The sequence below is a fragment of the Variovorax sp. IB41 genome (genome assembly GCF_016405905.1).
Taxonomy (GTDB): Bacteria; Pseudomonadota; Gammaproteobacteria; order Burkholderiales; family Burkholderiaceae_C; genus Variovorax.
Map to the genome: position 1 here is coordinate 1,152,662 of NZ_JAEFCB010000001.1, position 24,685 is coordinate 1,177,346.

Genomic DNA, 24,685 nt, shown 5'->3' on the forward strand with positions numbered 1-24,685 from the left:
GCTCTTTCCTCTTACCGACTGAAACTTCTCGTGTTCATACATCTGGTCGTGATCGGCTGGCTCTACGTCGTCGTGATGATGGCGGTGGCCGAAGCCACCAACACCACGGGCACCGTGCTGGGTGCCATCTTCACATTTCTTTTGTACGGATTGGCGCCGGTGGCACTGGTGGTTTACCTGATGGGGACGCCAGGCCGGCGCCGCGCCATCAAGGAGCGCGAGGCCCAGGCGCAGGAGGCGGCGCGCCGCGCAGCGGCAGAGGCCGCGACGAAAAAGCCCGAAGACTCAGGCCTTCCAGACCAGCGCGGCGAAGCGCCCGCTGACGCCGTCCCGCCGGTGCGAAAAGAACCGTGACGGGTTGGCGACGGTGCACCATGCATCGCCGCCGTCGTTGCCGTACACCGCGTCGACACCGGCCGTGCGCAGCCGCTGGCGCGCGAGCGCGGGCAGGTCCGCCAGCCATTTGCCGGGCGCGCCCGCGGGCTTGAAACAGTTTGCAGCTTCCGGCGCATGCGCCTCGAAGGCCGCCTTTACCTCCGCACCGACCTCGAAGGCCTTCGGGCCGATGCACGGGCCGAGCCATGCGATGACCCTGCTGTCGCCGCGCGCGGGTCCGGCCTGCGGCTCGGTCGCGAAGCAGCGGGCCGCTTCCTCGAGCACGCCGCCCGCAAGGCCGCGCCAGCCCGCATGCGCGGCGGCCACCCGCTGGCCCGATTCGTCGGTGAAGAGCACGGGCAAACAGTCGGCCACCATGATCGTGCAGGCCAGCCCGAGCGCCGTGGCCGTGCAGGCATCGGCCACCGTGGCGTCGCGCACGAGCTCCGATTCGGCATTGAGCGTCACGACGCCCGTGCCGTGCACCTGCTGCAGGAACACCGGCCGCGCGGCGATCGCCTGCCCGAGTCGATGGCGGTTCTCCGCCACGTCCGCGGCCAGGTCGCCCACGTGATCGCCCAGGTTCAGGCTTTCGTAGCGGCCGTGCGAGACGCCGCCCTCGCGCGTGGTGCACACGGCCCGCACGTTCGACGGTGCGGGCCAGTCCGGCACGAGCCAGCGCGGATCGATGACGGCTGTGCTCACGTTCGATCAGGCTTCCGCGTCGGGGGCTTGCGAGGGCTGCGCGCGCTGGAAGGCCTCCAGTTGCATGCACGCCTCGAAGGCGGCCATGCTGCGCGGCAGGCCGCTGAAATCGCAGTCGAAGCGGCGGCCGTTGAAGATTTGCGGCACCAGGCAGCAATCGGCCAGCGTGGGCGTGTTGCCGTAGCAGAAGGTGCTGCCGGGATGCAGCGCGAGCTGGCGCTCGAAGGCCTCCATGCCGTCGCGCACCCAGTGGCGGTACCAGGCGTTCTTGGCTTCGTCGTCAAGCTTGAGGTCCTTCACGAGGTACTTGAGCACGCGCAGGTTGTTCAGCGGATGGATCTCGCAGGCAATGGACTGCGCCAGCGCGCGCACATGGGCGCGGCCCACCGGGTCGCTCGGCAGCAGCGGCGGCTCGGGGTGCGTCTCGTCCAGGTATTCCATGATGGCCAGCGACTGCGAGAAGCGCTCGCCTTCGTCTTCGAGCAGCGGCACGAGCTTGTCGGCCGAGATGGTGGCGTAGGGGCCGGTGCGATGCTCGCCGCGCGCGATGTGCACGGGAACGTACTCGTAGTCGAGGCCCTTCAGGCTGAGGGCGATGCGCACGCGGAACGAGGAGGAGGAGCGGAAATAGTTATGCAGCTTCATGATTTTCCAAGGATAGCGCTCGCTGGAACTAGGAGCGCGGAGTGGCCTGCAGCACGCAACTGAAATCGCGCAGCCCGGCCTTCGGTGTGAGTTGGCGCCATTCGTCGAGGATGCGGCGCGCCTGCACCTCCTCGCGCGCGGCGATGCCGACGTGCCACGGTCCGCACGCCGCGGGCGGCTCACCGGGCGCATGGTTGTGCTCGCCATCGGGCCGGCCTTCGGAGCAGGCCTTGCAGAGCACCTGGATGCTGGTGGTCCAGTTCTCGGCGGCGGCGCCGGCGGTTTCGAAGCGCGCGATGAGCGCGCCGATGTCTTCTTCCGTCGCGTCGTCGATCGAGACCTCGTAGGTCGAATAGTCCGAAGGCGCGATGACCTCCAGCGCATCGAACACCGGAATCTCCCGGTCGCCGCGCTTGCGGTAGCCGTTGGCCGCGCCGTCGTGCAGCACGAGGTCGCCGAAGCGGTGCCCGCAGGCGGGCGACGGCACGTTGCGCAGGATGGCGCGCGCCGGATCGATGCGGTCCGACCAGACCACGTCGCTCGCCTCGTCGCCATGCACGCGAATCGGCGTGAGGCCGATGAAGAAATCGACCGGGCCTTCGCCTTCGGGCACCTGGATGCCGTACTGCTGCCACGCGCGCCGCGCTGTCGTCCAATCGCCCAGCGCGGTGGCGGCGATGCCCAGGTTCCACAGCGCGCCCTCGTTGCCCGGCTCGCACTGCACGGCCCGCGCGTTGGCCTGCAGCGACGCCGCCCATTCGCCGCGGTACTTGTGGATGAGGCCGGCGTTGTACCAGGGCACCGCCCAGCCGGGATGGATGGCGCTCGCCTGGGCGTAGGCCTCCAGGGCGGCGTCCTGGTCGCCCTCATCGTCGCGCCGGCGGCCGAGTTCGTTGAGGGCGGTGGCTTTGCTGGCTTTGCCGATTCGAAGGGGCATGGTGTGGCGGGGAAATCGAGGAAACAGTTCGAAGGACGCGCAGGACGCCTATTGTGAAGCGCCCGGAAATCCCGGTTCCAGCGCTCCGGCAACCCCGCCCTGCCTCTGGCACACTGCCGGTCTCCCTCCCGTTTCGCTGAAAAAGGACACGTCGCAATGGCTTCCGAGTTTGTTTTCGCCCCGCCCGCCACCGTTTCGGTTCCCGTGGCCGGACAGCCCGCCCGCTTTCCGGTGCACCGCATCTACTGCGTGGGCCGCAACTACGAAGATCACGCCAAGGAAATGGGTTTCACCGGCCGCGAGCCGCCCTTCTTCTTCATGAAGCCCACCGACGCGCTGGTGGTGGTCGACGAAGGCCAGACCGGCACCATGGCCTACCCCTCGCTCACCAAGAACCTGCACCACGAGATCGAGCTCGTCGTCGCCATCGGCACCGGCGGTAAAAACATCAAGGCGGCCGATGCGCACAAGCACATCTACGGCTACGCCGTGGGCCTGGACATGACGCGCCGCGACCTGCAGGGCGAAATGAAGAAGCAGGGCCGCCCCTGGGACATCGGCAAGGGCTTCGAGCAGAGCGCGCCCATCGGCCCGATCGTGCCGGTCGCCCAAGCCGGCGACGCCGAGAACGCCGAGATCTCGCTGCAGGTGAACGGCACCGACCGCCAGCGCAGCACCGTGAGCAAGCTGATCTGGAACGTGGCCGAGACCATCGAGCACCTGTCGGCCGCCTGGGAGCTGCAGCCCGGCGACCTGATCTACAGCGGCACGCCCGAAGGCGTGGCGGCCGTGGTCTCGGGCGACACGCTGGTCGGCGCCGTCGCCGGCCTGCCGACGCTCACCGTCAAGATCGCCTGAAGACGGCAGCACCGCCCATGCTCCTGCGCGTCCCCATCAAGCACTGCAAGAACTGCGGCACCGCGGTGGTCTACCGCATTCCGGACGACGGCGACACCAAGCCGCGCGCCGTCTGCCCGGCCTGCCACACGATCCACTACGAGAACCCGCTGAACGTGGTGGGCACCATCCCGGTCCTGGGCGACAAGGTGCTGCTGTGCAAGCGCAACATCGAGCCGCGCTGGGGCAAGTGGACGCTGCCCGCGGGCTTCATGGAGCTGGAGGAAAGCACCGCCCAGGGCGCCGCGCGCGAGACCGACGAGGAGGCCGGCGCGAACTTCGAGATGCAGGGCCTGTTCGCGGTGATCAGCGTCGTGCGCGTGGGGCAGGTGCACCTGTTCTATCGCGCGCGGCTCCTGGACGACAAGTTCGATCCGGGCCACGAGACCATCGAGGCGAAGCTCTTCACCGAAGAAGAGATTCCCTGGGACGAGATCGCCTTTCGCACCGTGCGCGAGGCGCTGGAACACTTCTTCGAAGACCGCCGCCGCGGCAGCTTCGACCGCGTGCACGAACTGAGCATCGTTTGACGAACCTCATGAACAAGACACTCCGCGCCACGCTCTTCTGCGCCGCCAGCCTCGGCTTTGCGCTGGCGGCCTCGGCGGCCCGGGCCGAAACGGTGGGCGAAGTCGACACCGCCTTCAAGCTCATCGGCCCCGACCACAAGATCGTGATCGAGGCCTACGACGACCCCAAGGTCAACGGCGTGACCTGCTATGTCTCGCGCGCCAAGACCGGCGGCCTGGCCGGCGCATTCGGCGTGGCCGAGGACAAGGCCGAGGCCTCCATCGCCTGCCGCCAGGTCGGCCCGGTGAGCATCACGCAGCCGCTGCCCAAGCGCGAGGAGGTGTACAGCGAGCGCCTGTCGGTGCTCTTCAAGCGCCTGCGCGTGGTGCGCATGGTCGATGCCAAGCGCAACACGCTGGTCTACCTCACCTACTCGGACCTCTTGATCGACGGCTCGCCCAAGAACAGCGTGACCGCGGTGCCCATCGACCGCGGCATGCCGATTCCGCTGAAGTAGCCGCGCGATAGCCCTTCGCGCATTCCGCTCTTCCAGAGGGTACGCACGAGTTTGCTAGCATCCCCCGCGTGGCGCGCCCGGCGTGCCAGACCGCAGGAACCCTCCGCAACGAACCCGTTCCAACAGCGCCATGCACATCCACCAGACTTTTCTTTTCCGCACCGGCGCAGCAGCGCTGGTTGCCGCCGCGCTCGCCGCATGCACCACCACGCCGCTGCCGCCGGCACGGCCCGGCCAGACCGTCACCCCGCCTCCGGCGAAGCAGGCGCTCTTCATCCGCCCCGCGAGCGGCACCACCATCGGCCGCTTCGACGGCGTGCGCAACAAGGGGCTCGACATCGCGGGCAACCTGGGCGACCCCATCGTCGCATCGGCCGACGGCCGCGTGGTGTACGTGGGCGGCGAACTGCGCTCCTACGGCAACATGGTCATCGTCAAGCACAACGACACCTTCCTCACGGCCTACGCCCACGCGCAGACCATCCTCGTGAAGGAAAACGCGGTCGTGCGCCAGGGCGAGAAGATCGCCGAGATGGGCCGCAGCGATGCCGATCGCGTGAAGCTGCATTTCGAGATCCGCAAGAACGGCACCGCCGTCGATCCCGAGCCCTATCTGAACGGGCGCCTGCAGGATTGAGCGGTCGGCGCCTGCAGGCCGCATTTCATCTTTCCTTCAGGTTTTTCCCTCCGTGCGCACTAAGCTGCGTGCGACCGGGGTGGGGCACGTCTTGCAGCCCTTCCCTTCGAAACGGAGAACGAATTTGCGTCTGATTCTTTGGGGCAGCCTCCTGGCGCTGAGCCTCGTGGGTTGCGAAACCACCCGCCACGGCCGCGATCGCGACAACGACTACTACGGCCGCCCGCCACCGCGGCCCTACTACGAGCCCGAGCGGGAAGCCCCGCGCGAGGGCCCGCGCCTGAGCGACATGCAGCAGCGCGCGCTGGACAACTGCATCGTGCTGCCGACCCGCCAGGACCGTGCGCGCTGCCGCGCGACGGTCATGTCCACCGTCCGCTAGGCACGGCCCGCCGAAGCGCGGGCACCGGTCGCCGGGCCATGAACGCCGCGCCGGCGATCGAGGCGATTTGCCATCCGATCGATGCGAATTGCAGCGCTTGCGCACCCCTCGCTTTCTACGATCCGTCTCCAGCCGCGGCCCCCGAGCGCCGCGGTCAACAGGAGACAAAAGATGAAATTCAAGCGCAAGATGCCCGGTGCGGGCTCCATCGCGGTCGTTGCCATCGCAGCACTGGTCGCATCTTGCGGCGGCGGTGATGGCGGCCACCCCGGCTTCGGCTTCGGCGCGGGCATCGCGCCTGCCCCGGTCCCCGTCCCGAACCCCGCCCCCGTGGCCAACGACCCACCCGTGACCGCTCAGCGCGCCTGCACGCTGCTTGCGGGAACGAAAGCCGCCGGTGCCACGGTTCTCGCCGCGGTCGAGGTTCCGGCCGACGGCGACGTGCCGCTGTACTGCAAGGTCACGGCGCGAATCGACCCTGCCTTGAATCTGGAGATGCGGATTCCCAATGAATGGAACGGCAAGCTCCAGTACACCGGCGGCGGTGGCTTCGACGGATCGATTCCTCCGCTGAACGTCCTCAGCCTCGGCGCGCTCAAGCAGGGCTACGTCACCGTCAGCAGCGACTCGGGGCACCAGGCGCCCGACTCCGATGCATCGTGGGCCATCGGCAATCCGCAGGCCGAGGCCCTGTTCGGCTACCTGTCGGTGCCCACCGTCATGGCGTCGGCGCTGGCGATGGTCAAGACAGCCTACGGCAAGGCGCCCACGCGCTCGTACTTCGAGGGCTGCTCCAACGGCGGGCGCGAAGGGCTCATCGCCGCGCAGCGCAATCCCGCACTGTTCGACGGCGTCGCGGCGCGGGCGCCGGCGCTCAACTTCGTCGGCGCGATGGGCGCGTTCAACCGGAACGTGAAGGCGGTGCTCGCGCCCGGCGGCATGTTCACGCCCGCCAAGGTGGCCCTGCTGTCGAACGCGGTGCTGGCCGCCTGCGATGCGAAGGACGGCGTGGCGGACGGCATCGTGTCCAACCCGTCGGCCTGCAGTTTCGATGCGAAGGCGCTGCGCTGCAGCGGCGGCGCCGACACGGGCGACAGCTGCCTGTCCGATGCGCAGCTCGCGGTGGTCGACAGCTGGACGACGCCGGCCACCTTCGCCGGCGGGGCCTACCGCAATCCCGGCTGGGCGCTTTCGGGCAACGAGAGCACCCCGGGCGCCGGCTGGGACGCGTGGCTTCTCGGGCGCATGACGGCGCAGTTCATCCTGCAGGACTCGGGCATCAAGAGCTTCATCGCCCGCGACCTCACGATCGACACCCTGACCTATCCGTTCGAAAGCAACCTGGCCGCGCTGGCCCACATGTCGGCCACGCTCGATGCCACGAACCCCGACCTGCAGGCGTTCCGCCAGCGCGGCGGCAAGCTGATGCTCTGGCACGGCGGCGCCGACCCCGCGCTCAGCGCCCGCACCACGACGCAGTACTACAAGGACGCCGTCGCGGCCGCGGGCGGGCAGGCGGAGGCGGATGCCTTCACGCGCTTCTACATCTCGCCGGGCGTGGCCCATTGCATGGGCGGCCCCGGCGCCGATACGAGCGATCTGCTCACTTCGCTGGACCAGTGGGTCGAAAAAGGCGTCGCGCCGCAGGTCCTGGCCTCCGCGAAGCTGGCGGCGGACGGCAGCACCAGCCTCTCGCGGCCGCTGTGCCCCTATCCGCAGTACCCGCGCTACACCGGGTCGGCCGGCGATGCGGTCGCCGCGACGGTGGCGGCGAACTTCAGTTGCACGTCGCCCTAGCCGGCATGGCACGGCATGGCGCGGAGGGGCGGGCTTGACGCTTCGGATTTCAGGCCCCGGGGTGGTAGAAACCGCCTCGATGCTGCGCTCCCCCGTCACCGTGTCGATGGCCTTCGTGCATGGCATGCTGGCCGGCGTGAAGGCCCGCGGGCAACTGTGCGACGCCTTCCTCGCCGACGCCAACATCGCGCCGGAGCTGCTCGCGCAGCCCGGCGCGCGGGTCACGGCGGACCAGTACGTGGCGCTCTTTCGCTCGCTGGCCGAGCACCTGGACGACGACTTCCTCGGCCTCCTGTCCCGGCCTCTCAAGCGCGGCAGCTTCGCGCTCATCGCCCGCTCGGCCGTCGGCGCGGCCACGCTGGAGGCGGCCATGGGCCAGGTCTTTGAGACCTTCCGCCTGCTGCAGGACGACCTGGTGCTGGAGACGGTGCGCCGGGGCGACCTGGTCGCGGTCGCCATGCACTTCAACGCGCCCGGCGCGCCCCGGCCGCCCTTCCTGCACGAGCTCCTGCTGCGCACCTTCTGGCGCCTCCTGGCGTGGATGGCCGGCGGCCGGCTGCCCGCCGAGCGCTTCGACTTCGCTTTCGGGATGCCGCCCTATGCGGAGAGCTACGCGAAGGTCTTTCCCGCGCCGCTGCGCTTCGATTGCGGCCAGTCGGCGTTCTGGTTCAGCGCCGCGCGGCTGGACAAGCCCGTGCACAGGGACGAGGCGGCGCTGCGCGCCTTCATCGCCGATGCGCAGGAGAACCTGATCCTTCCGAGGCGCGAGGACGACATCGTCAGCGCGCGCGTGCGCGGCCACCTGCAGCACACCCTTCCCCATTGGCCCGACCTCGCCACGACCGCGCAGGCCCTGCACATGGCCGCCTCCACGCTGCAAAGAAAGCTGGCGGCCGAGGGGTCGTCGTTCCAGACGCTCAAGGACGAATTGCGGCTGGACATGGCCATCGTGCGCCTGCACACGAGCACCGTGACGTTCGCCGTCCTGGCCGACGAACTCGGGTTTGCCGACAGCGCGGCCTTCCAGCGCGCCTTCAAGGCCTGGACCGGCAGCGCGCCGGGCGCCTACCGGCGGGCAGACCACCGGGCGGATCACCGGACGGAGCGGCGGGACGGCTAGAGCAGGCTCTCGGGCACCAGCGGCGCCAGCAGCTCCAGCTTCCAGCGCGCCCAGAAATGCGTTTCGGGCTCCGTGTGCAGGATCGTGTCGGCCGCATCGCCCGACGCCGGGCTCACCCATTCGATGCCGCCCTTGGGCCCCAGCTGCAGCTGGTAGGCGCCGTCCAGGCGGATGAAGCCGATCAGGCTGGTGAGCTGCTGCGCGATCTGCGGGCTGAAGATGAAGATGCCGATCTCGGTGTTGTGCAGCTCCGAGCGCGGATCGAAATTCATCGAGCCGATGAACACCGTCTTGCGGTCGATCACCGCCGACTTGCCGTGCAGCCGGCCGCTCGCCGAGCCGTACATGCCGAAGCGCTTGGTCTCCTCCACCCGCTTGGGGCTGAGCTCGTAGAGCTCCACGCCCAGGCGCAGCATCTGGGCGCGGTAGCGCCGGTAGCCGATGTGCACCAGCGATTCGTCGGTGGCCGCCAGCGAGTTGGTCACGATGCTGTAGCTCACGCCGTTGCCGCGGATGACGCGGATCGACTCCATGCCGCCGCGCCCGGGAATCAGGTAGGGCGTGGTCTGCATGATCTCGCTCTGCGCGCCGCCCAGGTACCGCCGCACGTTGTAGAGCACGCTTTCGCTCGCCTCGTCGGCGGGCAGCCCGCGCCCTTCCGGCGTGGGCGCGAGGGCCTTGGCCGGCGGATCGGCATAGGCCTCGGCGCGCGCCCACACCAGCTTCAGCGTGCCCGCATCAAGGTCCTTGGCCAGCGGGTTGTTGCCCAGCAGGTCGGTGGAGTCGGGCTCCTCGGGATGCAGGGTCTCCGGCCCGCTGGTCAGGCGGTCGAAACGCTCGCGCAGTTCCTTCGGCGATTCGCTGCCCTTGGCCACCAGCGATTCGATCGGGTAGACGTAGGGGCTGTTCCAGTACATGTCGAACAGCGATGACAGCCGGGGCACCACCGCGCCCGCGACCAGCGTGTCGATGTCGATGAAGTTCGAGCCCCCGTCGCGCAGGAAATACTCGTTGGCGATGTTGCGCCCGCCCATGACCGCCATCGTGTTGTCCACCACGTAGAGCTTGTTGTGCATGCGGCGGTGCACGCGGTCGAAGTCGAACAGCGACGCGGCCCAGCGCGTGCCGAAGCGGTCGCGCCCCGCGGGAAACGGGTTGAACAGGCGCACCTCGACGTTCGGATGCGAGGCGAAGCTGGTGAAGAGCGGGTCGGCGCCCGCCGTGTAGAGATCGTCCACCAAGAGGCGCACGCGCACGCCGCGGTCGGCCGCATCACGCAGCGCCCGCAGCAGGTAGCGGCCGGTCTCGTCGTTCTGCACGAGGTAGTACTGCACGTCGATGGAGCGCTGCGCGCGGCGCGCGAGTTCGATGCGCGCATGCAGCGAGAACTGCGGCATCGGCAGCAGGCGGAATCCGCTCAAGGGTTCGCCGGGCGGCGCGGCCGCTTTCACAAGGCGGCCGAGCATCGTCTGCGCGCCGTCGGCGACGGCCATCGACGGCTTGCGCTGCACGTCGGTGGGCAGGCCCGCGCAACCGGCCAGGCAGAGCGCGGCGAGGCCGGCGAGCAACCACGCCAGCCGCGCCAGCTGCGTCAGCTGCGTCAGCTGCACCAGCTGCACCAGCTGCACCAGCCATTGGGCGCACGGTTTTTCAACCCGGTCGGGGATGTGGGACATGGAAGCGAGAGAAGTGGGCAAGCGCACGAAGCGGAATGGGAGGACATCCGCGGCTCGCGGTTTCTACCATGCGCGCGCGCTGCGGCGGAGGGCGCCCCTTGTGGCGCCGCTCGGTGCGCGGCGCTCAGGCGTCTGCGGGAATGGTGGTGCCCGAGACCTCGCTCGCCGGGCTGCGCTGCGGCGTCCATTGCCGCACGAAGTGGTCCGCCCGCAGCGTCGCGCGCTCGACCGCCGACTCCCACGACAGTTGCTGCGTGATCACCAGCGCGCACCGCGCAACGCCGTGCTGGCTCAACTCCGCAAGCCCCGCGTAGGTGCCATGGTGCGTACGCGCGAGCTCGATCCAGCATGCCCAGCCTTCCGGGACGTGGATATCGAGGCGCACTGTGTCCATAGTTTCCAGACCATAGGCCTTTGTGCCGCGGATTCCAATAAGTGAATCCCTTAGTACTACTTCACCTGTTCATGGGATGTGAAGGTTTGCGAGGTGGGGCAGGCGCCCGGCTGCGTCGGCTGGCCGCGGCCCGCGGACGTTGAGCAGGGAGCCGTGCGAACGCGGCAGCCTCGACCCTACGTTCGCGCAGGACGACCGGCTACATTCGGCGCACGGCAGACCTTTCACACTGCACAGACATCCGGCAATCACAGAACAGGCCACGCATCATGAAAAAACTCGCTCTCTTCGCATTCCTCGGCCTCATGAGCGCCGTCCCCGCCATGGCCCAGGGCGAGTACAGCTACGAAAACGACCGCCGCTACTGCGCCAGCGGCCGCTCGGGTATGGACTTCAACTCCTGCATGCGGCAACTGCGTCACGACCGCGAACGCCAGGATCGCCGCGAGTACGAGCGGCGCGAATACGAGCAGCGCCGCGAGTACGACGGCCGCCAGCGCTGGCAGGAGCCCGCGCCGGTCTACGTGCCCGAGTACCAGCGCCAGCCCCAATACCAGCAGGAACGCCCCAAGCTCAGCGACATGCAGGAGCGCGCCCTCAACAACTGCAACCTGCTCGCGCCCCGCGACCAGCCGCGCTGCCGCGCGACGGTGATGTCGACGGTCCGCTAGGCGTTTTCTTCGCCGGCCCGCGCGGGCCGGCCTGCCGCATGACGCTCGACCTGTTCGACGACCCTCCCCGCAGCGCCCGCGAAGCGATCGGTTCCGGCGCCTTCGTCCTCCCCGGTTTCGCCCTGCCCCTTGCCGACGAGTTGCTCTCGGCCGTGCGGGCCATCGCGCAAGACGCGCCCTTCCGCCATCTCGTCACGCCCGGCGGCTTCACGATGTCGGTCGCGCTCACCAACTGCGGCGCGCTCGGCTGGACCAGCGACCGCCGCGGCTACCGCTACAGCGCCACCGATCCCGACACCGGCAAACCATGGCCCGCCATGCCCGAGGCGTTCGCGCGCCTGGCCCGCGAGGCCGCTTCGGCCGCCGGCTTCGAGGGCTTCGCGCCCGATGCGTGCCTCATCAACCGCTACGCACCCGGCGCGCGGCTTTCGCTGCACCAGGACAAGGACGAGCATGACTACGGCGCGCCGATCGTCTCGGTCTCGCTTGGCATGCCGGCCGTGTTCCTGTTCGGCGGGCACGAACGCGGCGACAAGGCCGCGCGCATTCCGCTCGCGCACGGCGATGTCGTGGTCTGGGGCGGCGAGGACCGGCTGCGCTACCACGGCGTGCTGGCGCTGAAGGACCAGCCGCATCCGGCGCTGGGCAGCCTTCGCATCAACCTCACGTTCCGGAAGGCCGGCTGACCCCGCATGCAGAAGACCCCCGAAACCACCGAGACCAACGACCCCGGCAACGCGATCCGCGCGCTCTATGCCGCGCTCTGGCACTTCGCGGCCGGCGCACGCGGGCAGTTGCTCGGCGCCACCGCACTGCTCGCGTCTTCGCAACTGATTCGCCTCGCGCTCCCCTACCTCGCGGGCCAGGCCATCAATGCGCTGCAGCGCAGCGACTTCAGCGGTGCCGGCCGCTGGATCGGCACGCTGGCCGCGGTGTACGTGGGCGCGTGGGCGCTGCACGGGCCGGGCCGCATCCTGGAGCGCAACGTCGGCCTGAAGGTGCGCGAGCGCCTGGCCGACGAGCTCTACGCGCGCATCGCCGCAGCGCCGCTGGCCTGGCACGACGGCCACCATTCGGGCGAGCTGCAGCACCGCGTGCACCAGGCCAGCCGCGCGCTCGCGGACTTCGCGCAGAACCAGTTCATCTGGCTCACCAACGCGGTCAACTTCGTCGGGCCGCTGGTGGCGCTCGCGCTGCTGTCGCGCACCAGCGGCGTGACGGCGCTCGTGGGCTATGTGCTGATCGGCCTGGTGATCGTGCGCATCGACCGCGCCCTCATGAAGCTCGCGCGCGCCGAGAACGATGCCGACCGGCGCTATGTGTCGGCGCTGCTCGATTTCCTGGGCAACGCATCGACCGTCATCGGCCTGCGGCTGCAGGGCGCGTCCCGATTGCTGCTGCGCCGTCGCATGGCGGCGATTTCGCTGCCGCTCAAGCGCACCGTGGTGCTCAACGAAGGCAAGTGGTTCGCGGTCGATCTGATGGGGCTCGCGCTCACCTGGGGGCTGGTCGTCATCTACGTATGGCAGGCGCGCACGCCGGGACAGGCGGTGATGCTGGGCGCGGTGTTCATGATCTACCAGTACGCGCAGCAGGCGGCCGGCGTGGTGACCTCGGTGGCCGCCAACTTCAGCTTCTTCGCGCGCATGCACACCGACTATTCAAGCGCCGAGCCGATCTGGCAGGCGCCTTCGGGCGATGTGCTTGCCACTGCGCCCGAGCAGGTGCCCGAGCGCGAACGCATCGATGCGGGCGCGACGTGGGCGCAACTGGGCGTCGATGCGCTGCAATGGAAGTACGCGCCGCGCGGCGAACCCATCGCCGATGCGACAGAGCCGCCACGCAGCGGCCTGCACGACGTCGCGCTCACCCTGCGCCGCGGCCAGCGCGTGGCCCTTGTCGGCCCGAGCGGCGGCGGCAAGAGCACGCTGCTGCGCGTGCTCGCCGGCCTCTATGCGCCGAATGCCGGCACGCTCATGCTCGACGGCCAGCCGGTCGACTGGCCGCAATTGCGCCGGCTCGCCACGCTGATTCCGCAAGAGACCGAACTCTTCGAAGCCAGCGTGCGCGAGAACCTCGCCTTCGGCCAGCCCGCGGACGATGCGCGCCTGCTCGCCGCGCTGCACACCAGCACCTTCGACGAGGTGCTCAAGGCCAACCACGGCGACCTGGACACGGCCGTGTCGGAGCGCGGCTTCAACCTCTCGGGTGGGCAGCGCCAGCGCCTGTGCCTCGCGCGCGGCGTGCTCGCGGCCGAGGGCAGCTCGCTGCTGCTGCTGGACGAGCCGACCAGCGCGCTCGATGCCAACACCGAAGCGCGCGTGCTCGAACGCATCGCGGCGGCGTTTCCCAACGCCTGCGTGATCGCGTCGATCCATCGCCTGAGCCTGCTCGAGCGCTTCGACACCGTGCTGCTGATGGAGGCCGGCCATGTGCTCGACCACGGCCCGCGCGACGAAGTGCTTGCGCGGCAGCCGCTGTTGCAGCGCATGACGGCGCCGGCTTAAGCCACGGCGGGCGGTCCGAACCAAGTGGCCAGGGCCTCGGCCAGCCCCTGCTGCGTCGAATCGCCCACCCACGCGACATGGCCGTCAGGCCGGATCAGCACGGCCGCGGGCGCCGCGACCTGCCCGATGGCAGGAAGCTCCCACACGCCCTCATACCGCGCATCGACCTGCCGGACCCGATCGGCCCACGGCGAGATGTCGAAGCCGCTGGGCTCGCCGAGGTTGAGCAGCACCGGCCGCGCCGCATGCAGCAACGTGAACACACGCAACGGCCCTTCCGCGGTGACCAGATCGAGATCGGGCATGCGCCGCCCGAGCAGCGGGTGCCCCTCGCCCAGGTCGTAGCGAATGCCCAGGCCCGACATGTCCGCGACCAGCCGCTTGCGCGGTTCGTCCATCGCGAACAGTTCGGCGAGCGTCGCGTCCAGCGCCTTGGTGCGGTCGTCGGTGCGGCGCAGCGCGACGTGCGCCATCGTGTGGCGCAGCACGCGCGCGGCCACCGGATGGCGCTCGGCGTGGTACGTGTCGAGCAGGCTGTCCGGCGATGTGCCGTTCACCACCTGCGCGAGCTTCCACCCCAGGTTCACCGCATCCTGCACGCCGAGGTTCAGGCCCTGCCCGCCGATCGGCGGATGCACGTGCGCCGCGTCGCCGGCCAGCAGCACGCGCCGGTCGCGGTAGGCGTCCGCTTGCCGCGTCATGTCGGTGAAACGCGAGATCCAGGTGGGGCTGTGCGCGCCGAAGTCCGTACCGTAGACGGCGACCAGCGCTTCGCGCACATCGTGCAGCGTGGGGTTGGCGTCGCGCTGCAGTTGCCGGTCGGTCAGCACGACGCGCGCCAGAGCCTTCTCCGTGTTCTCGGCCTTGCCGATCGCATGGATGCCGAACGCGTTCTCGTGAAAGCCCCACTTGGGCTCCGCGGTCATCGCCACCTCGGCCATCAGCCAGCTCGTGGTCGGCTCCCAGCCGGGAAAGCCGATGCCGGCCGTCTTGCGCACCAGGCTGCGCCCGCCGTCGCAGCCAACGAGGTACGCGGCCCGCAGCGCGCGGCCATCGGAGAGCGCGACATCGACGCCCGCGCCGTCCTGCGCGAACCCCGTCACTTCGCAGCCGCGATGCATCGTCACGCCCAGCTCACAGACCCATTCGGCCAGCAGGCGTTCAGTGTGGCGCTGCCACAGCGCGAGGCTGCAGTTGTGGCGCGAAGGAAAGTCGCCGATGTCCATTGCCGTGCGGAAATGCACGGCGCGGTGCACCTGCCCCAGCGCGAGAAAGCGCTCCACGATGCCGCGCTGGTCGAGCACCTCGAGCGTGCGGGCATGCAAGCCGCCCGCGCGCGAGCCATCGACTTCCTGATTGACGCGCCGCTCGACAATGGCCACGTCGATGCCCGCCAACGCCAATTCGCCCGCGAGCATCAGCCCGGTCGGGCCCCCGCCCGCGATCACCACTGCGTGCGCGCTCATCGCCACGCTCCGATCCGCAGCCATTCCACAAACAAAAACAAATGCATTGATTGACTCCAAAATCCGCCGACTCCGGCGAGGGCCGGCGATTCTGAAGTACACCCCCGGGGCTTCTGCAAGCCCCCTTGTGAGTTATATTCTGGAAGTGCCAGGAGACGGGTACGGCCCACGCGGCCCGCGACGTTTCCACCAGGCTCCCCCCAAATTCAACGCCCCTTCGAAGACCCGCTCTAAGGCAGGTTCTCGCGAAAGATCACCTGGCTGCGCGTCGTCTCCACGCCGCTCAACGCCTCGCGCTTGTCGCGCAGGTTGGTGAAGATGCGCACGCAGCTCATGAGCGTGGTGTGCGGGCTTTGCGTGATCACCGCGTCCATGCTGCCGTCGATGAGAAGCGCGCGCGTGTCGGGCGTGAGGCCGTGGCCGATGAAGACCACCTTCTGCTCGCGCCCCGCTTCCTTCAGCGCGCGCGCCACGCCATCCGAGGCGCCGCCGATGTTGTAGATGCCGCCCATGTCGGGGTACTGCTCCAGCAGCGCGCGGGTCTGGCGATAGTTCTTGCCCGCATCGTCCTGGCCTTCGCGCAGGCCCACCACTTCGAGCCGCGGGAACATCTCGTCGATGACATGCAGGAAGCCCGCTTCGCGCTCCTCGTGCGCCTTGTAGCTGAGGCTGCCCGCGATGAGCGCGACCTTCGCGGTGCGCGCGCCGATGAAGCGGCCGATGAGATAACCGGCCGTGCGACCGGCCGCGCGGTTATCGAGCCCCACGAACGCCGCGCGCTCGGAGTTCGAGAGGTCCGAGATCAGCGTGACCACCGGCAGCCCGCGCGCCGCCAGTGCGGCCACCGCCTCGCGCACCGCCGGATGCTCCAGCGCCATCATCGCGATGCCATCGCAGCGCTGGCCGTGCCGCCGCAACGCGTTCGCGAGCTCGTGCGGATTGAAGCTCTCGATGAACACCGTGCGGCACTGCACGTTGAAGGGCGCCCAGTGCTCCTGCGAATAACCCACCATGTCGCCCAGCATGCGGATGAAGCGGTTGGTGCCCGCGGGCAAGAGGAACACCAGCCGCAGCGGCGGCGGCGTCAGCGCCGCATAGAGCTCGGGCCCCGGCAGGTAGTCGAGCTCGCCCGCGGCCTTGAGCACGCGCTGCACCGTGGCGTCGCGCACGCCGGGCCGCCGGTTGAGCACGCGATCGACCGTGGCGGTGGACACCTGCGCCGCGCGGGCGATGTCCACCACGCGCGCACGCCGTGCATTGGAAGGAGGTGCATCGGAAGGAGGTGAAGGGTTATCCCGCATACATCAAAAACCATCAGGAGCAAGTTTGACCCGGATGATGCATCCTTTTATCTTCGCTGTGGCCCGAATCCAATGGTGCATCAGATTGCATCAACCGCATTCCGAAGATCCTGGAGACAAAAGACATGAACTCGCTGACCCGTCGCAGTGCGCTGCGCACCCTTTCCGCCCTCCCCGCCGCCGGCATCGTGTCGGCCGTGCCGCGCATCGCGCGCGCCGCGGAGTTCTCGTACAAGTACGGCAACAACCTGCCGCTGAGCCATCCGCTGAACATCCGCGCGCAAGAGGCCGCGGACCGCATCGCCAAGGAAACCAAGGGCCGGGTCGAGATCAAGATCTTCCCGAACAACCAGCTGGGCGGCGACACCGACATGCTCGCGCAGGTGCGCTCGGGCGGCATCGAGTTCTTCACGCCCTCGGCGCTCGTGATCGCCACGCTCGTGCCGGTGGCCGCCATCAACGCGGTGGGCTTCGCGTTCAGCGACTACAACCAGGTGTGGGGCGCGATGGACGGCAAGCTCGGCGCGCACGTGCGCGGCGCCATCGCCAAGTCGCGGCTCTACGCCTTCGAGAAGATGTGGGACAACGGCTTTCGCCAGACCACCAGCAGCAAGGCCGCGGTCGCAAATGCGAAGGACATGGACGGCCTGAAGATTCGCGTGCCGGTGAGCCCGCTGTCGATCTCGATGTTCAAGGGCCTGGGCGCCGCGCCCGCGAGCCTGCAGTTCAGCGAGGTGTATTCCGCGCTGCAGACCAAGATCGTCGATGCGCAGGAGAACCCGCTGCCCATCATCCAGGTCGCCAAGCTCTTCGAGGTGCAGAAGTTCTGCTCGCTCACCAACCACATCTGGGACGGCTACTGGTTCATCGCCAACGGCCGCGCGTGGGACGCGTTGCCCGATGACCTGAAGACCATCGTCGCGCGCGCCATCAACGAGGCGGGCATGCAGCAGCGCGAGGACATCAAGAAGCTCAACGAATCGGTGGTCGGCGACCTGCAGGCCAAGGGCCTCGCCATCAACCGCCCCACGGCCGACAGCTTCCGCGCGAAGCTGCGCGAATCGGGCTTCTACGGCGAGTGGAAGGGCCGCTTCGGCCCCGAGGCGTGGGCGCTGCTCGAAGGCGCCGTCGGCAAGCTGGCCTGAGCGGGCCATGGTGCATGAATCCACTTTCGAAGCCGCGCCTTTCACCGGCGCCGGCCCTTCGGCCAACGCGCTGAGCGGCATCGCCGCGCGCGCCGACCGCGTGCTCGGCGGCGCCGTCGAGGCGGTGGCCGCGCTGCTGGTGCTGGCCGAGATCTGCGTGCTGTTCGCGGGCGTGGTGTCGCGCTATGTGTTCCATGCGCCGCTGGTGTGGTCGGACGAACTCGCCTCGATCCTCTTTCTCTGGCTCTCGATGCTGGGCGCGGTGGTGGCGCTGCGGCGCGGCGAGCACATGCGCATGACGGCGCTGCTGCAGAAGGTGACGCCTTCGACGCGCGCCATGCTCGATGCGTTCGCCATCGCCGCGTCGATCGCGTTCCTCGTGCTCATCATCTGGCCCTCGATCGACTATGCGCACGAGGAGTCGTTCATCGTCACGCCCGCGCTGGAGATCAGCAACGCGTGGCGCGCCGCGGCCATTCCGGCGGGCATCGGCATCATGCTGGCGATGGCGCTGCTGCGCCTCGTGCGCGTGTGCACGGGCAAGCAGATCGCCGTCGCGGTGCTCGGCATGGCCGCGCTGGTGGCCGCCTTCTGGCTCGCCGCGCCGCTGTTCGCGACGCTCGGCAAGTTCAACCTCGTGATCTTCTTCGTGATCGTGGTGGCGGCGACGGTGCTCTCGGGCGTGCCCATCGCGTTTTCGTTCGCGCTCGCCACCTTCGGGTACCTGGCGCTCACCACGCGCACGCCGCTGCTTGTGATGGTGGGGCGGCTGGACGAAGGCATGTCGCACCTCATCCTGCTGGCGGTGCCGCTCTTCATCTTCCTGGGCGCGCTGATCGAGATGACGGGCATGGCGCGCGCCATGATCCAGTTCCTCGCGAGCCTCCTGGGCCATGTGCGCGGCGGCCTCTCGTACGTGCTGATCGGCGCGATGTACCTGGTGTCGGGCATCTCGGGCTCCAAGATCGCCGACATGGCCGCCATCGCGCCGGTGCTGTTCCCCGAAATGGTCAAGCGCGGCGCCAAGCCCGGCGACCTGGTGGCGCTGCTCTCGGCCACGGGCGCGCAGACCGAGACCATTCCGCCCTCGATCGTGCTCATCACCATCGGCTCGGTCACCGGCATCTCGATCGCCGCGCTCTTCACCGGCGGGCTGCTGCCGGCCGTGGTGCTCGGCGTGGCGCTGTGCGTGGTCGTGTGGTGGCGCTACCGCCGCGAAGACCTGAGCGGCGTGCAGCGCTACAGCAAGCGCGAAATCGGCAAGCTGCTGATGGTCGCGCTGCCCGCGGTGCTGCTGCCCTTCGTGATCCGCGCCGCCGTGGTCGAGGGCGTGGCCACGGCCACCGAGGTGTCGACCATCGGCATCGTGTATTCGGCGCTCGTGGGCCTCTTCGTGTACCGGCAGTTCGACTGGAAGCGGCTCAAGCCGATGCTGATCGACACGGCCTCGCTCTCGGGCGCGATCATCTTCATCGTGGGCTGCGCCACGGCCATGGCCTGGGGCCTCACGCAGTCGGGCTTCTCGCAGGACCTGGCCCGCATCATGGGCGCGCTGCCGGGCGGCGCGTATGGCTTCCTGGCTGTATCGATCGTCGCGTTCATCGTGCTGGGCAGCGTGCTCGAGGGCATTCCGGCCATCGTGCTGTTCGGACCGCTGCTCTTCCCCATCGCCAAGGCGGCGGGCGTGCACGAGGTGCACTACGCGATGGTGGTGATCTTCTCGATGGGCATCGGCCTCTTCGCGCCGCCCTTCGGCGTCGGCTACTACGGCGCGTGCGCCGTGAGCAAGGTCAACCCCGACGAGGGCATCAAGCACATCTGGGGCTACATCGCCGCGATGCTGGTGGGCCTCGTCATCGTGGCCGCCTTCCCGTGGTTCTCGACCGGCTTCCTCAAGTTCTGATCACAACAACACACTCACATCACCGGAGCCAATTGCAATGAGTCGATTCCTCGGCGAGATCCGCCAGCTGGGCTATGTCGTGCACGACATCGAAGCCGCCATGGACTACTGGAGCACCAAGCTGGGCGTGGGCCCGTGGTTCTACAACCCGAAGGTGCCCATCAAGAACTACCGCTACAACGGCCAGGCGCACGAGCCGCACAACTCGGTGGCGCTCGCGAACTCGGGTTACGTGCAGGTCGAACTGATCCAGACGCGCAACGACGTGCCCTCGATGTACCGCGACTTCCTTCAGGCCGGTCGCACGGGCCTGCAGCACGTCGCCTACTGGACGGCCGACTACGACGCCGACCTCGCGCGCCTCACCGCGCAGGGCTTCAAGCCCGTGATGAGCGGCGAGGTGGGCGAGCGCGGCCGCTTCATCTACTTCGACACCGAGTACCACCCGGGCACGGTGATCGAGCTGTCGGAAGTGGCGGGCCCGAAGGGCAAGATGTTCGACCTGATCCGCAGCGCCTCCGAAGGCTGGGACGGCAGCGAACCCGTGCGCCCCTTCCCCGATTTGAGCAAGCTGTGACGATGGCGGCCGAACGCATCCGCGCGCGCTACCTGATCGAGACGCCGGTCGAGCCGGCGGCCGTGGCCGAGGTGATGGCCGGCGAGCAATCGTGCGGCACCTTCACGCGCGTGGAGGGCGAGACCGATGCACTGCGCGAACGCGCGCGTGCCACCGTCGAGGCGATCACCGAGCTGGACCCGGCCTCTTCGCCGAGCCTGCCGAACGCACTGCTCGAACGCAAGGGCACGCGCGGGCCGTGGCGGCGTGCGCATGTAGACATCTCGTTTCCCGTCGCGAACATCGGCGCCAACCTGCCGACGCTCGCGGCGACCGTCTCGGGCAACCTCTACGACCTGGGCGAAGTGACGGGCCTTCGGCTCGAATCGCTGCACGTGCCGGCCGCCTACCGCGCGCAGTTCGAGATGCCGCGCGTCGGCATCGAAGGCACGCGGCGCGCCACGGGCGTGACCAGCGGCGCGCTGGTCGGCACGATCATCAAGCCGAATGTGGGCCTCTCGGCGGCGGACACCGCCGCACTGGTCGCCAGGCTCTGCGCCGCGGGCGTCGATTTCATCAAGGACGACGAGGTCTGCGCCGACCCCGCGCACGCGCCGCTGGCCGAGCGCGTGCCGGCCGTGATGGCGGTCGTGCGCGCACACCAGGAGCGCACCGGCAAGCACGTGATGGTGGCCTTCAACATCACCGACGAAACGGATGCGATGAAGCGCCATGCCGACCTCGTGGAGCGCGAAGGCGGCTCCTGCGTGATGGCCAGCCTCAACTGGTGTGGCCACTCGGGCATCCAGACGCTGCGGCGCCACACGGGCCTCGCGCTGCACGGCCACCGCAACGGCTACGGCGCGCTGTCGCGGCATCCGCTGCTGGGCATCTCGTTCCAGGCGTACCAGACGCTCTGGCGCCTTGCGGGCGTGGACCACATGCACGTGCACGGCCTGCAGGGCAAGTTCTCGCAGCCCGACAGCGAAGTCATCGAATCGGCGCGCGACTGCTTCACGCCGCTCACCGATGCCGCAGACGACCGCGTGATGCCCGCCTTCTCCTCGGGCCAGTGGGCCGGCACCGTGCCCGCCACCTGGGCCGCCATCGGCAGCGACGACCTGCTCTTCATGGCCGGCGGCGGCATCCTCGCGCACCCGGACGGCGCCGAGGCCGGCGTGACCAGCATCCGCCAGGCTTGGTCGGCCGCGCGCGCGGGCACAGCGTTGCAGGACGCCGCGAAGAGTGCGCCCGAACTCGCGCGCGCCCTCGCCTTCTTCGGCAAGCCGTGACGCCAGCGAACCCGGCACCCGCTGTCGTCTACTACGGCGACGATTTCACGGGCGCGACCGACACGCTCGGCACCGCGGCGCGAGCGGGCCTGCGCGCCCTGCTGTTCCTGGAGACGCCCGATGCCGCGCGGCTCGAACGCGCCGGCCCGCTCGACGTGCTGGGCATCGCGGGCGCGGCGCGCGCGATGACGCCGGGCGAGATGCAAGCCGAACTCGCGCCGGTGGCCGCGCTGTTCCGCGCGCTCGGCGCGCGCGTGCTGCACTACAAGACCTGCTCGACCTTCGACAGCGCGCCGCACATCGGCTCCATCGGCGCCGCCGTGCGCGCGTTGCGCGGCGCGGTCGAGCAGCCATGGACGGCGATCGTCGGCGGGCAGCCGAACCTCGGCCGGCATTGCCTGTTCGGCAACCTGTTCGCCGCGGCGGGCGCCGGCGGCGAGGTGTTCCGCATCGACCGGCATCCGACGATGAGTCGGCATCCGGTGACGCCGATGCACGAGGCCGATCTGCGGCTGCTCCTGGCCGGGCAAGGCCTGGCCGACGTGCGCTCCATTCCTTTCACCGTCGCGTCGAAGGGCGGCGATGCGCTCGGCGAGGCGCTGCACGGCACGCTGCATCCGCCTTCACCCGCAACACCCCCCGAGGCCGTGCTGTTCGACGTGGCCGATGCAGCGCAACTCGCGGCCATCGGCGAGGTGCTGTGGGCCCACGCATTGCGCGACACCTTGCTGGCGGTGGGACCGAGCAGCGTGGTCGACGCGCTGGCCACGGCGCTCGGCACGCGCGCCGATGCGGCAACGACGCAGCCGGTCGTGACACCTGCGACCGGGCCCGTGCTCGTCCTTGCGGGCAGCCTCTCGCCCGTCACGGCGCGGCAGGTGGCGGCGGCGCGGTCATTCGACGTCGTGTGGCTCGACGCGCCGAAACTCGCCCTGCAGGACGCATCCACGCTGGAGCGCCATGCCCTCGACATCGCACAGGCGCTCGCTCGTGGCCGGAACGTCCTCGCCTGCACGCGCCCGCCCGAGCAGGCGTCGCCATCGCCGGACGTCGATGCCCAGGCGCTCGCGCGCGCCGGTGGTGAATTGCTGGTTCGCGTGCTGGCGCAAACGCCGCTGCGCCGCGTCGGCGTCGCCGGCGGCGACACCTCGAGCCATGGCGTGCAGGCGCTGGATGCCTGGGGCCTCTCCTACGTGGCCGACATGGGCGCGGGCGCCTCGCTGTGCCGCGTGCACAGCGACGACGCGCGGCTCGACGGCATGGAGATCATGCTCAAGGGCGGCCAGATGGGCACCGAGGACGTGTTCGAACGCCTGGTGCACGGCACGGACTGATCCGCGTCGGGCCCGTCTACATCTGCCCCTGCCCGTCGCTGGTGCGGTCGTGCACCCAGCGCACCGCCTGCTGCTCGGCATGGCGCAGCGCCTCCACCTCGGTGGCGTAGGAGCCTTCGTCGGTGTCGTTGGGCAGCTCGATGTCTTCGGGCTGGTCCGACCGGCCCTGGCAGCGCACGACCGGCCGGTAGGTCAGGTCGTCGATGCGCTCGGCGCGGCACAGGAACATCCAGCCCCTGTAGGTGAAGGTGACGAGACGCTCGTCGAGCGGCGGTGAGGTGGTGTCCATGGGTGGCCTTGTCTTTCCTTGTGATCGGCCTTCAATCTGCGCCGCGCTCCCAGGGACGCGTGTGAGAACCGGCCCACGTCGCGCGTCGGCAGAAGCACCGGATCGGCGGCTGCGCGCTGCGCTACGGTCGGCGAACATCCACATACAAGCACGCCCATCATGGAAATCCTCTCCCTCATTCAATGGCCGGCCTTCGCCGCCTCGGTCGCCGCGGCCTGGCTGGTGGCCTCGAATGCCAAAGGCCGCCGGAACGTCGGCTTCTGGGTCTTCCTGGCGAGCAATGTGCTGTGGACGGTGTGGGGCGTGCACACGCAGGCGTGGGCGCTGATCGCGCTGCAGGTGTGCCTGGCGGCGCTGAACATCCGCGGCCTCTTCAAGACCGAAGAGGGGTAAGCACAGGCGGTGCTGCGCGCCTTGCATGCGCACGCGAAGAATTCCTACGCAGCCGCTGCACGTCGCTGCGCATCTTTGGCTTCCCCACAACCCTCAACCAGGAGCCCACGATGCCCACCACCAAGCGCGCACATCCCGATGCATGCAGCCTGCTCGACACCGACCACAAGAACGTCAAGAAGATGTTCAGCGCCTACGAAGAGCTCATGGAGTCCAGGGCCGCGAGCGCTACCGACAAGAAGCGCGAGCTGGCCAACCAGATCTGCATGGAGCTGACGGTTCACGCGCAGATCGAGGAAGAAATCTTCTACCCCGCCGTGCGCGAAGCCATCAAGGAAACCGACCTGCTCGACGAAGCCGAGGTGGAGCACGCCACCGCCAAGGACCTCATCGCCCAGTTGCAGGACGCCACCGAGGTCGACGAGATGTTCGACGCCAAGGTGAAGGTGCTCGGCGAGTACATCGACCACCACGTCAAGGAGGAGCGCAACGAGATGTTCCCCAAGGCGCGCGCCACCAAGCTGGACCTCGTCGCGATGCGCGAACTGCTCGCCGCGCGCAAGGAAGAGCTGATGGCCGAACTGATGGGCGAACCCGCCTGAGGGCTGCCCGGGGATGCCCTCCAAGCCGTCCGGCATCCTCGCACCGGAGCGTGCAGCCGGGCATACCGCGCTGCTGATCATCGACATGATCAGCTGCTGGGATTTTCCGGACGCCGAGAAGCTCCTGCCCCGGGCCGCGGCGATTGCTCCGCGCATCGCCGCGCTCAAGGCCCGCTGCCGAAAGGCGGGCGTGCCCGTCATCTACGCGAACGACAACCGCGGCCGCTGGCGTTCGGACTTTCCCGCGCTGGTCGAGGAATCGCTCGCACAGGACAGCGCGGGCGCGGGCGTCACGCGCGCCTTGCAGCCCGAGCCGGACGACTATTTCGTGCTGAAGCCCAAGCAGTCGGCGTTCTTCGGCACGCCGTTGGAGTTGCTGCTGCGGCACCTGGATGCGCGGCGGCTCATCTTGACCGGCGTTGCGAGCGACCAGTGCGTGCTGGTCACGGCCACCGAAGCGGGCATGCGCGACCTGGCGGTGGTGGTGCCGCGTGATTGCGTGGCCTCGCAGTCGGCCAGGCGCAACGAAATCGTGCTGCGGCAGCTGGAAGATGTCCAGAACCTGCCGACCACGCCCTCCGCGCGCATTCGCCTGGTACCCCGGCGCCGCCGCGCCTGAGACGAGACGGCCCGG

Annotated in this window: 27 protein-coding genes; 19 read left to right on the plus strand and 8 right to left on the minus strand. The window is 69.1% G+C overall.

Annotation, left to right across the window (positions count from 1 at the left end):
* Window positions 1–30 precede the first annotated feature (30 nt).
* Window positions 31–354 carry a hypothetical protein gene (locus tag JC881_RS05395; RefSeq protein ID WP_198784908.1) on the plus strand — a complete coding sequence of 108 codons (324 nt, stop codon included), beginning with the start codon at window positions 31–33 and terminating at the stop codon, window positions 352–354.
* Here JC881_RS05395 and pgeF read toward each other — a convergent pair.
* Genes pgeF through JC881_RS05410 form a run of 3 tightly spaced genes read right to left on the minus strand, consistent with a single transcriptional unit; the run spans window position 286 to window position 2,662 of the window.
* On the minus strand, window positions 286–1,080 hold the full coding sequence (pgeF, locus tag JC881_RS05400) for a peptidoglycan editing factor PgeF (RefSeq protein WP_332875194.1): 795 nt from the start codon (window positions 1,078–1,080) through the stop codon (window positions 286–288). The two genes, JC881_RS05395 and pgeF, sit on opposite strands and share 69 nt — an antisense overlap.
* Before the next feature lie 6 nt (window positions 1,081–1,086).
* A complete protein-coding gene (maiA, locus tag JC881_RS05405; protein ID WP_198784625.1) occupies window positions 1,087–1,725 on the minus strand; it encodes a maleylacetoacetate isomerase in 639 nt (212 codons plus the stop codon).
* A gap of 28 nt (window positions 1,726–1,753) precedes the next feature.
* Window positions 1,754–2,662, minus strand: a complete 909-nt coding sequence (locus tag JC881_RS05410; protein ID WP_198784626.1) for a tetratricopeptide repeat protein — start codon at window positions 2,660–2,662, stop codon at window positions 1,754–1,756.
* A gap of 156 nt (window positions 2,663–2,818) precedes the next feature.
* On the opposite strand from JC881_RS05410, the gene JC881_RS05415 reads away from it, so the two are divergent.
* The 7 genes from JC881_RS05415 (at window position 2,819) to JC881_RS05445 (ending at window position 8,522) form a co-directional block, all read left to right on the plus strand.
* Window positions 2,819–3,520: a fumarylacetoacetate hydrolase family protein gene (locus tag JC881_RS05415; RefSeq protein WP_198784627.1), complete on the plus strand. Its 702-nt coding sequence runs from the start codon at window positions 2,819–2,821 to the stop codon at window positions 3,518–3,520.
* 17 nt (window positions 3,521–3,537) lie between these two features.
* The gene (locus tag JC881_RS05420; protein ID WP_013542278.1) at window positions 3,538–4,089 is read left to right on the plus strand and encodes an NUDIX hydrolase; all 552 of its coding nucleotides are present in this window, start codon (window positions 3,538–3,540) and stop codon (window positions 4,087–4,089) included.
* 8 nt (window positions 4,090–4,097) lie between these two features.
* A complete protein-coding gene (locus JC881_RS05425; protein WP_198784628.1) occupies window positions 4,098–4,586 on the plus strand; it encodes a CreA family protein in 489 nt (162 codons plus the stop codon).
* Window positions 4,587–4,716: 130 nt separating this feature from the next.
* Window positions 4,717–5,223 carry a murein hydrolase activator EnvC family protein gene (locus JC881_RS05430; RefSeq protein ID WP_198784629.1) on the plus strand — a complete coding sequence of 169 codons (507 nt, stop codon included), beginning with the start codon at window positions 4,717–4,719 and terminating at the stop codon, window positions 5,221–5,223.
* A 124-nt stretch (window positions 5,224–5,347) separates the two neighbouring features.
* The gene (locus JC881_RS05435; protein WP_198784915.1) at window positions 5,348–5,605 is read left to right on the plus strand and encodes a hypothetical protein; all 258 of its coding nucleotides are present in this window, start codon (window positions 5,348–5,350) and stop codon (window positions 5,603–5,605) included.
* A gap of 171 nt (window positions 5,606–5,776) precedes the next feature.
* Window positions 5,777–7,402, plus strand: a complete 1,626-nt coding sequence (locus JC881_RS05440; RefSeq protein WP_198784630.1) for a tannase/feruloyl esterase family alpha/beta hydrolase — start codon at window positions 5,777–5,779, stop codon at window positions 7,400–7,402.
* Window positions 7,403–7,481: 79 nt separating this feature from the next.
* A complete protein-coding gene (locus JC881_RS05445; protein WP_198784631.1) occupies window positions 7,482–8,522 on the plus strand; it encodes an AraC family transcriptional regulator in 1,041 nt (346 codons plus the stop codon).
* Here JC881_RS05445 and JC881_RS05450 read toward each other — a convergent pair.
* Complete coding sequence (locus tag JC881_RS05450; protein ID WP_233101536.1) at window positions 8,519–10,198, minus strand: phospholipase D family protein; 1,680 nt, start codon at window positions 10,196–10,198, stop codon at window positions 8,519–8,521. The genes JC881_RS05445 and JC881_RS05450 overlap by 4 nt on opposite strands.
* 124 nt (window positions 10,199–10,322) lie before the next feature.
* Complete coding sequence (locus tag JC881_RS05455; RefSeq protein WP_198784632.1) at window positions 10,323–10,592, minus strand: hypothetical protein; 270 nt, start codon at window positions 10,590–10,592, stop codon at window positions 10,323–10,325.
* Window positions 10,593–10,861: 269 nt separating this feature from the next.
* On the opposite strand from JC881_RS05455, the gene JC881_RS05460 reads away from it, so the two are divergent.
* From JC881_RS05460 to JC881_RS05470, 3 genes are read left to right on the plus strand one after another with little or no spacing between them, the layout of a single operon-like run.
* The gene (locus tag JC881_RS05460; protein WP_198784633.1) at window positions 10,862–11,263 is read left to right on the plus strand and encodes a hypothetical protein; all 402 of its coding nucleotides are present in this window, start codon (window positions 10,862–10,864) and stop codon (window positions 11,261–11,263) included.
* A gap of 38 nt (window positions 11,264–11,301) precedes the next feature.
* Window positions 11,302–11,949 carry a DNA oxidative demethylase AlkB gene (gene alkB, locus JC881_RS05465; protein WP_198784634.1) on the plus strand — a complete coding sequence of 216 codons (648 nt, stop codon included), beginning with the start codon at window positions 11,302–11,304 and terminating at the stop codon, window positions 11,947–11,949.
* Window positions 11,950–11,955: 6 nt separating this feature from the next.
* Window positions 11,956–13,770: an ABC transporter ATP-binding protein gene (locus JC881_RS05470; protein WP_198784635.1), complete on the plus strand. Its 1,815-nt coding sequence runs from the start codon at window positions 11,956–11,958 to the stop codon at window positions 13,768–13,770.
* Here the strand turns inward: JC881_RS05470 and JC881_RS05475 are convergent.
* Both JC881_RS05475 and JC881_RS05480 read right to left on the minus strand, forming a co-directional pair.
* The gene (locus JC881_RS05475; protein ID WP_198784636.1) at window positions 13,767–15,236 is read right to left on the minus strand and encodes an FAD-dependent monooxygenase; all 1,470 of its coding nucleotides are present in this window, start codon (window positions 15,234–15,236) and stop codon (window positions 13,767–13,769) included. The two genes, JC881_RS05470 and JC881_RS05475, sit on opposite strands and share 4 nt — an antisense overlap.
* Before the next feature lie 230 nt (window positions 15,237–15,466).
* On the minus strand, window positions 15,467–16,537 hold the full coding sequence (locus tag JC881_RS05480; protein WP_198784637.1) for a LacI family DNA-binding transcriptional regulator: 1,071 nt from the start codon (window positions 16,535–16,537) through the stop codon (window positions 15,467–15,469).
* A 125-nt stretch (window positions 16,538–16,662) separates the two neighbouring features.
* Here JC881_RS05480 and JC881_RS05485 point away from each other — a divergent pair, with 125 nt between their 5' ends.
* The 5 genes from JC881_RS05485 to JC881_RS05505 are packed head-to-tail and all read left to right on the plus strand — an operon-like array spanning window position 16,663 to window position 22,767.
* The gene (locus JC881_RS05485) at window positions 16,663–17,682 is read left to right on the plus strand and encodes a TRAP transporter substrate-binding protein (protein ID WP_198784638.1); all 1,020 of its coding nucleotides are present in this window, start codon (window positions 16,663–16,665) and stop codon (window positions 17,680–17,682) included.
* A gap of 7 nt (window positions 17,683–17,689) precedes the next feature.
* Window positions 17,690–19,585 (plus strand): TRAP transporter large permease, encoded by a 1,896-nt coding sequence (locus tag JC881_RS05490; protein WP_198784639.1) that lies wholly within the window; start codon window positions 17,690–17,692, stop codon window positions 19,583–19,585.
* Between the two features lie 37 nt (window positions 19,586–19,622).
* Complete coding sequence (locus tag JC881_RS05495; protein WP_198784640.1) at window positions 19,623–20,162, plus strand: VOC family protein; 540 nt, start codon at window positions 19,623–19,625, stop codon at window positions 20,160–20,162.
* Window positions 20,163–20,164: 2 nt separating this feature from the next.
* Entirely contained in the window at window positions 20,165–21,433 is a 1,269-nt protein-coding gene (locus JC881_RS05500) for a ribulose-bisphosphate carboxylase large subunit family protein (RefSeq protein WP_198784641.1), read from the plus strand.
* On the plus strand, window positions 21,430–22,767 hold the full coding sequence (locus tag JC881_RS05505) for a four-carbon acid sugar kinase family protein (protein WP_198784642.1): 1,338 nt from the start codon (window positions 21,430–21,432) through the stop codon (window positions 22,765–22,767). The genes JC881_RS05500 and JC881_RS05505 overlap by 4 nt, the downstream gene beginning before the upstream one ends.
* A 16-nt stretch (window positions 22,768–22,783) precedes the next feature.
* Here JC881_RS05505 and JC881_RS05510 read toward each other — a convergent pair whose 3' ends face one another.
* Window positions 22,784–23,056 carry a hypothetical protein gene (locus JC881_RS05510; protein ID WP_198784643.1) on the minus strand — a complete coding sequence of 91 codons (273 nt, stop codon included), beginning with the start codon at window positions 23,054–23,056 and terminating at the stop codon, window positions 22,784–22,786.
* A gap of 159 nt (window positions 23,057–23,215) precedes the next feature.
* On the opposite strand from JC881_RS05510, the gene JC881_RS05515 reads away from it, so the two are divergent.
* From JC881_RS05515 to JC881_RS05525, 3 genes are all read left to right on the plus strand, one after another.
* Window positions 23,216–23,449, plus strand: coding sequence for a hypothetical protein (locus tag JC881_RS05515; protein WP_198784644.1), 234 nt, complete (start codon window positions 23,216–23,218; stop codon window positions 23,447–23,449).
* Between the two features lie 110 nt (window positions 23,450–23,559).
* A complete protein-coding gene (locus JC881_RS05520) occupies window positions 23,560–24,051 on the plus strand; it encodes a hemerythrin domain-containing protein (protein ID WP_198784645.1) in 492 nt (163 codons plus the stop codon).
* A 13-nt stretch (window positions 24,052–24,064) separates the two neighbouring features.
* Complete coding sequence (locus tag JC881_RS05525) at window positions 24,065–24,670, plus strand: isochorismatase family cysteine hydrolase (RefSeq protein ID WP_198784646.1); 606 nt, start codon at window positions 24,065–24,067, stop codon at window positions 24,668–24,670.
* The last annotated feature ends 15 nt before the right edge of the window (window positions 24,671–24,685 follow it).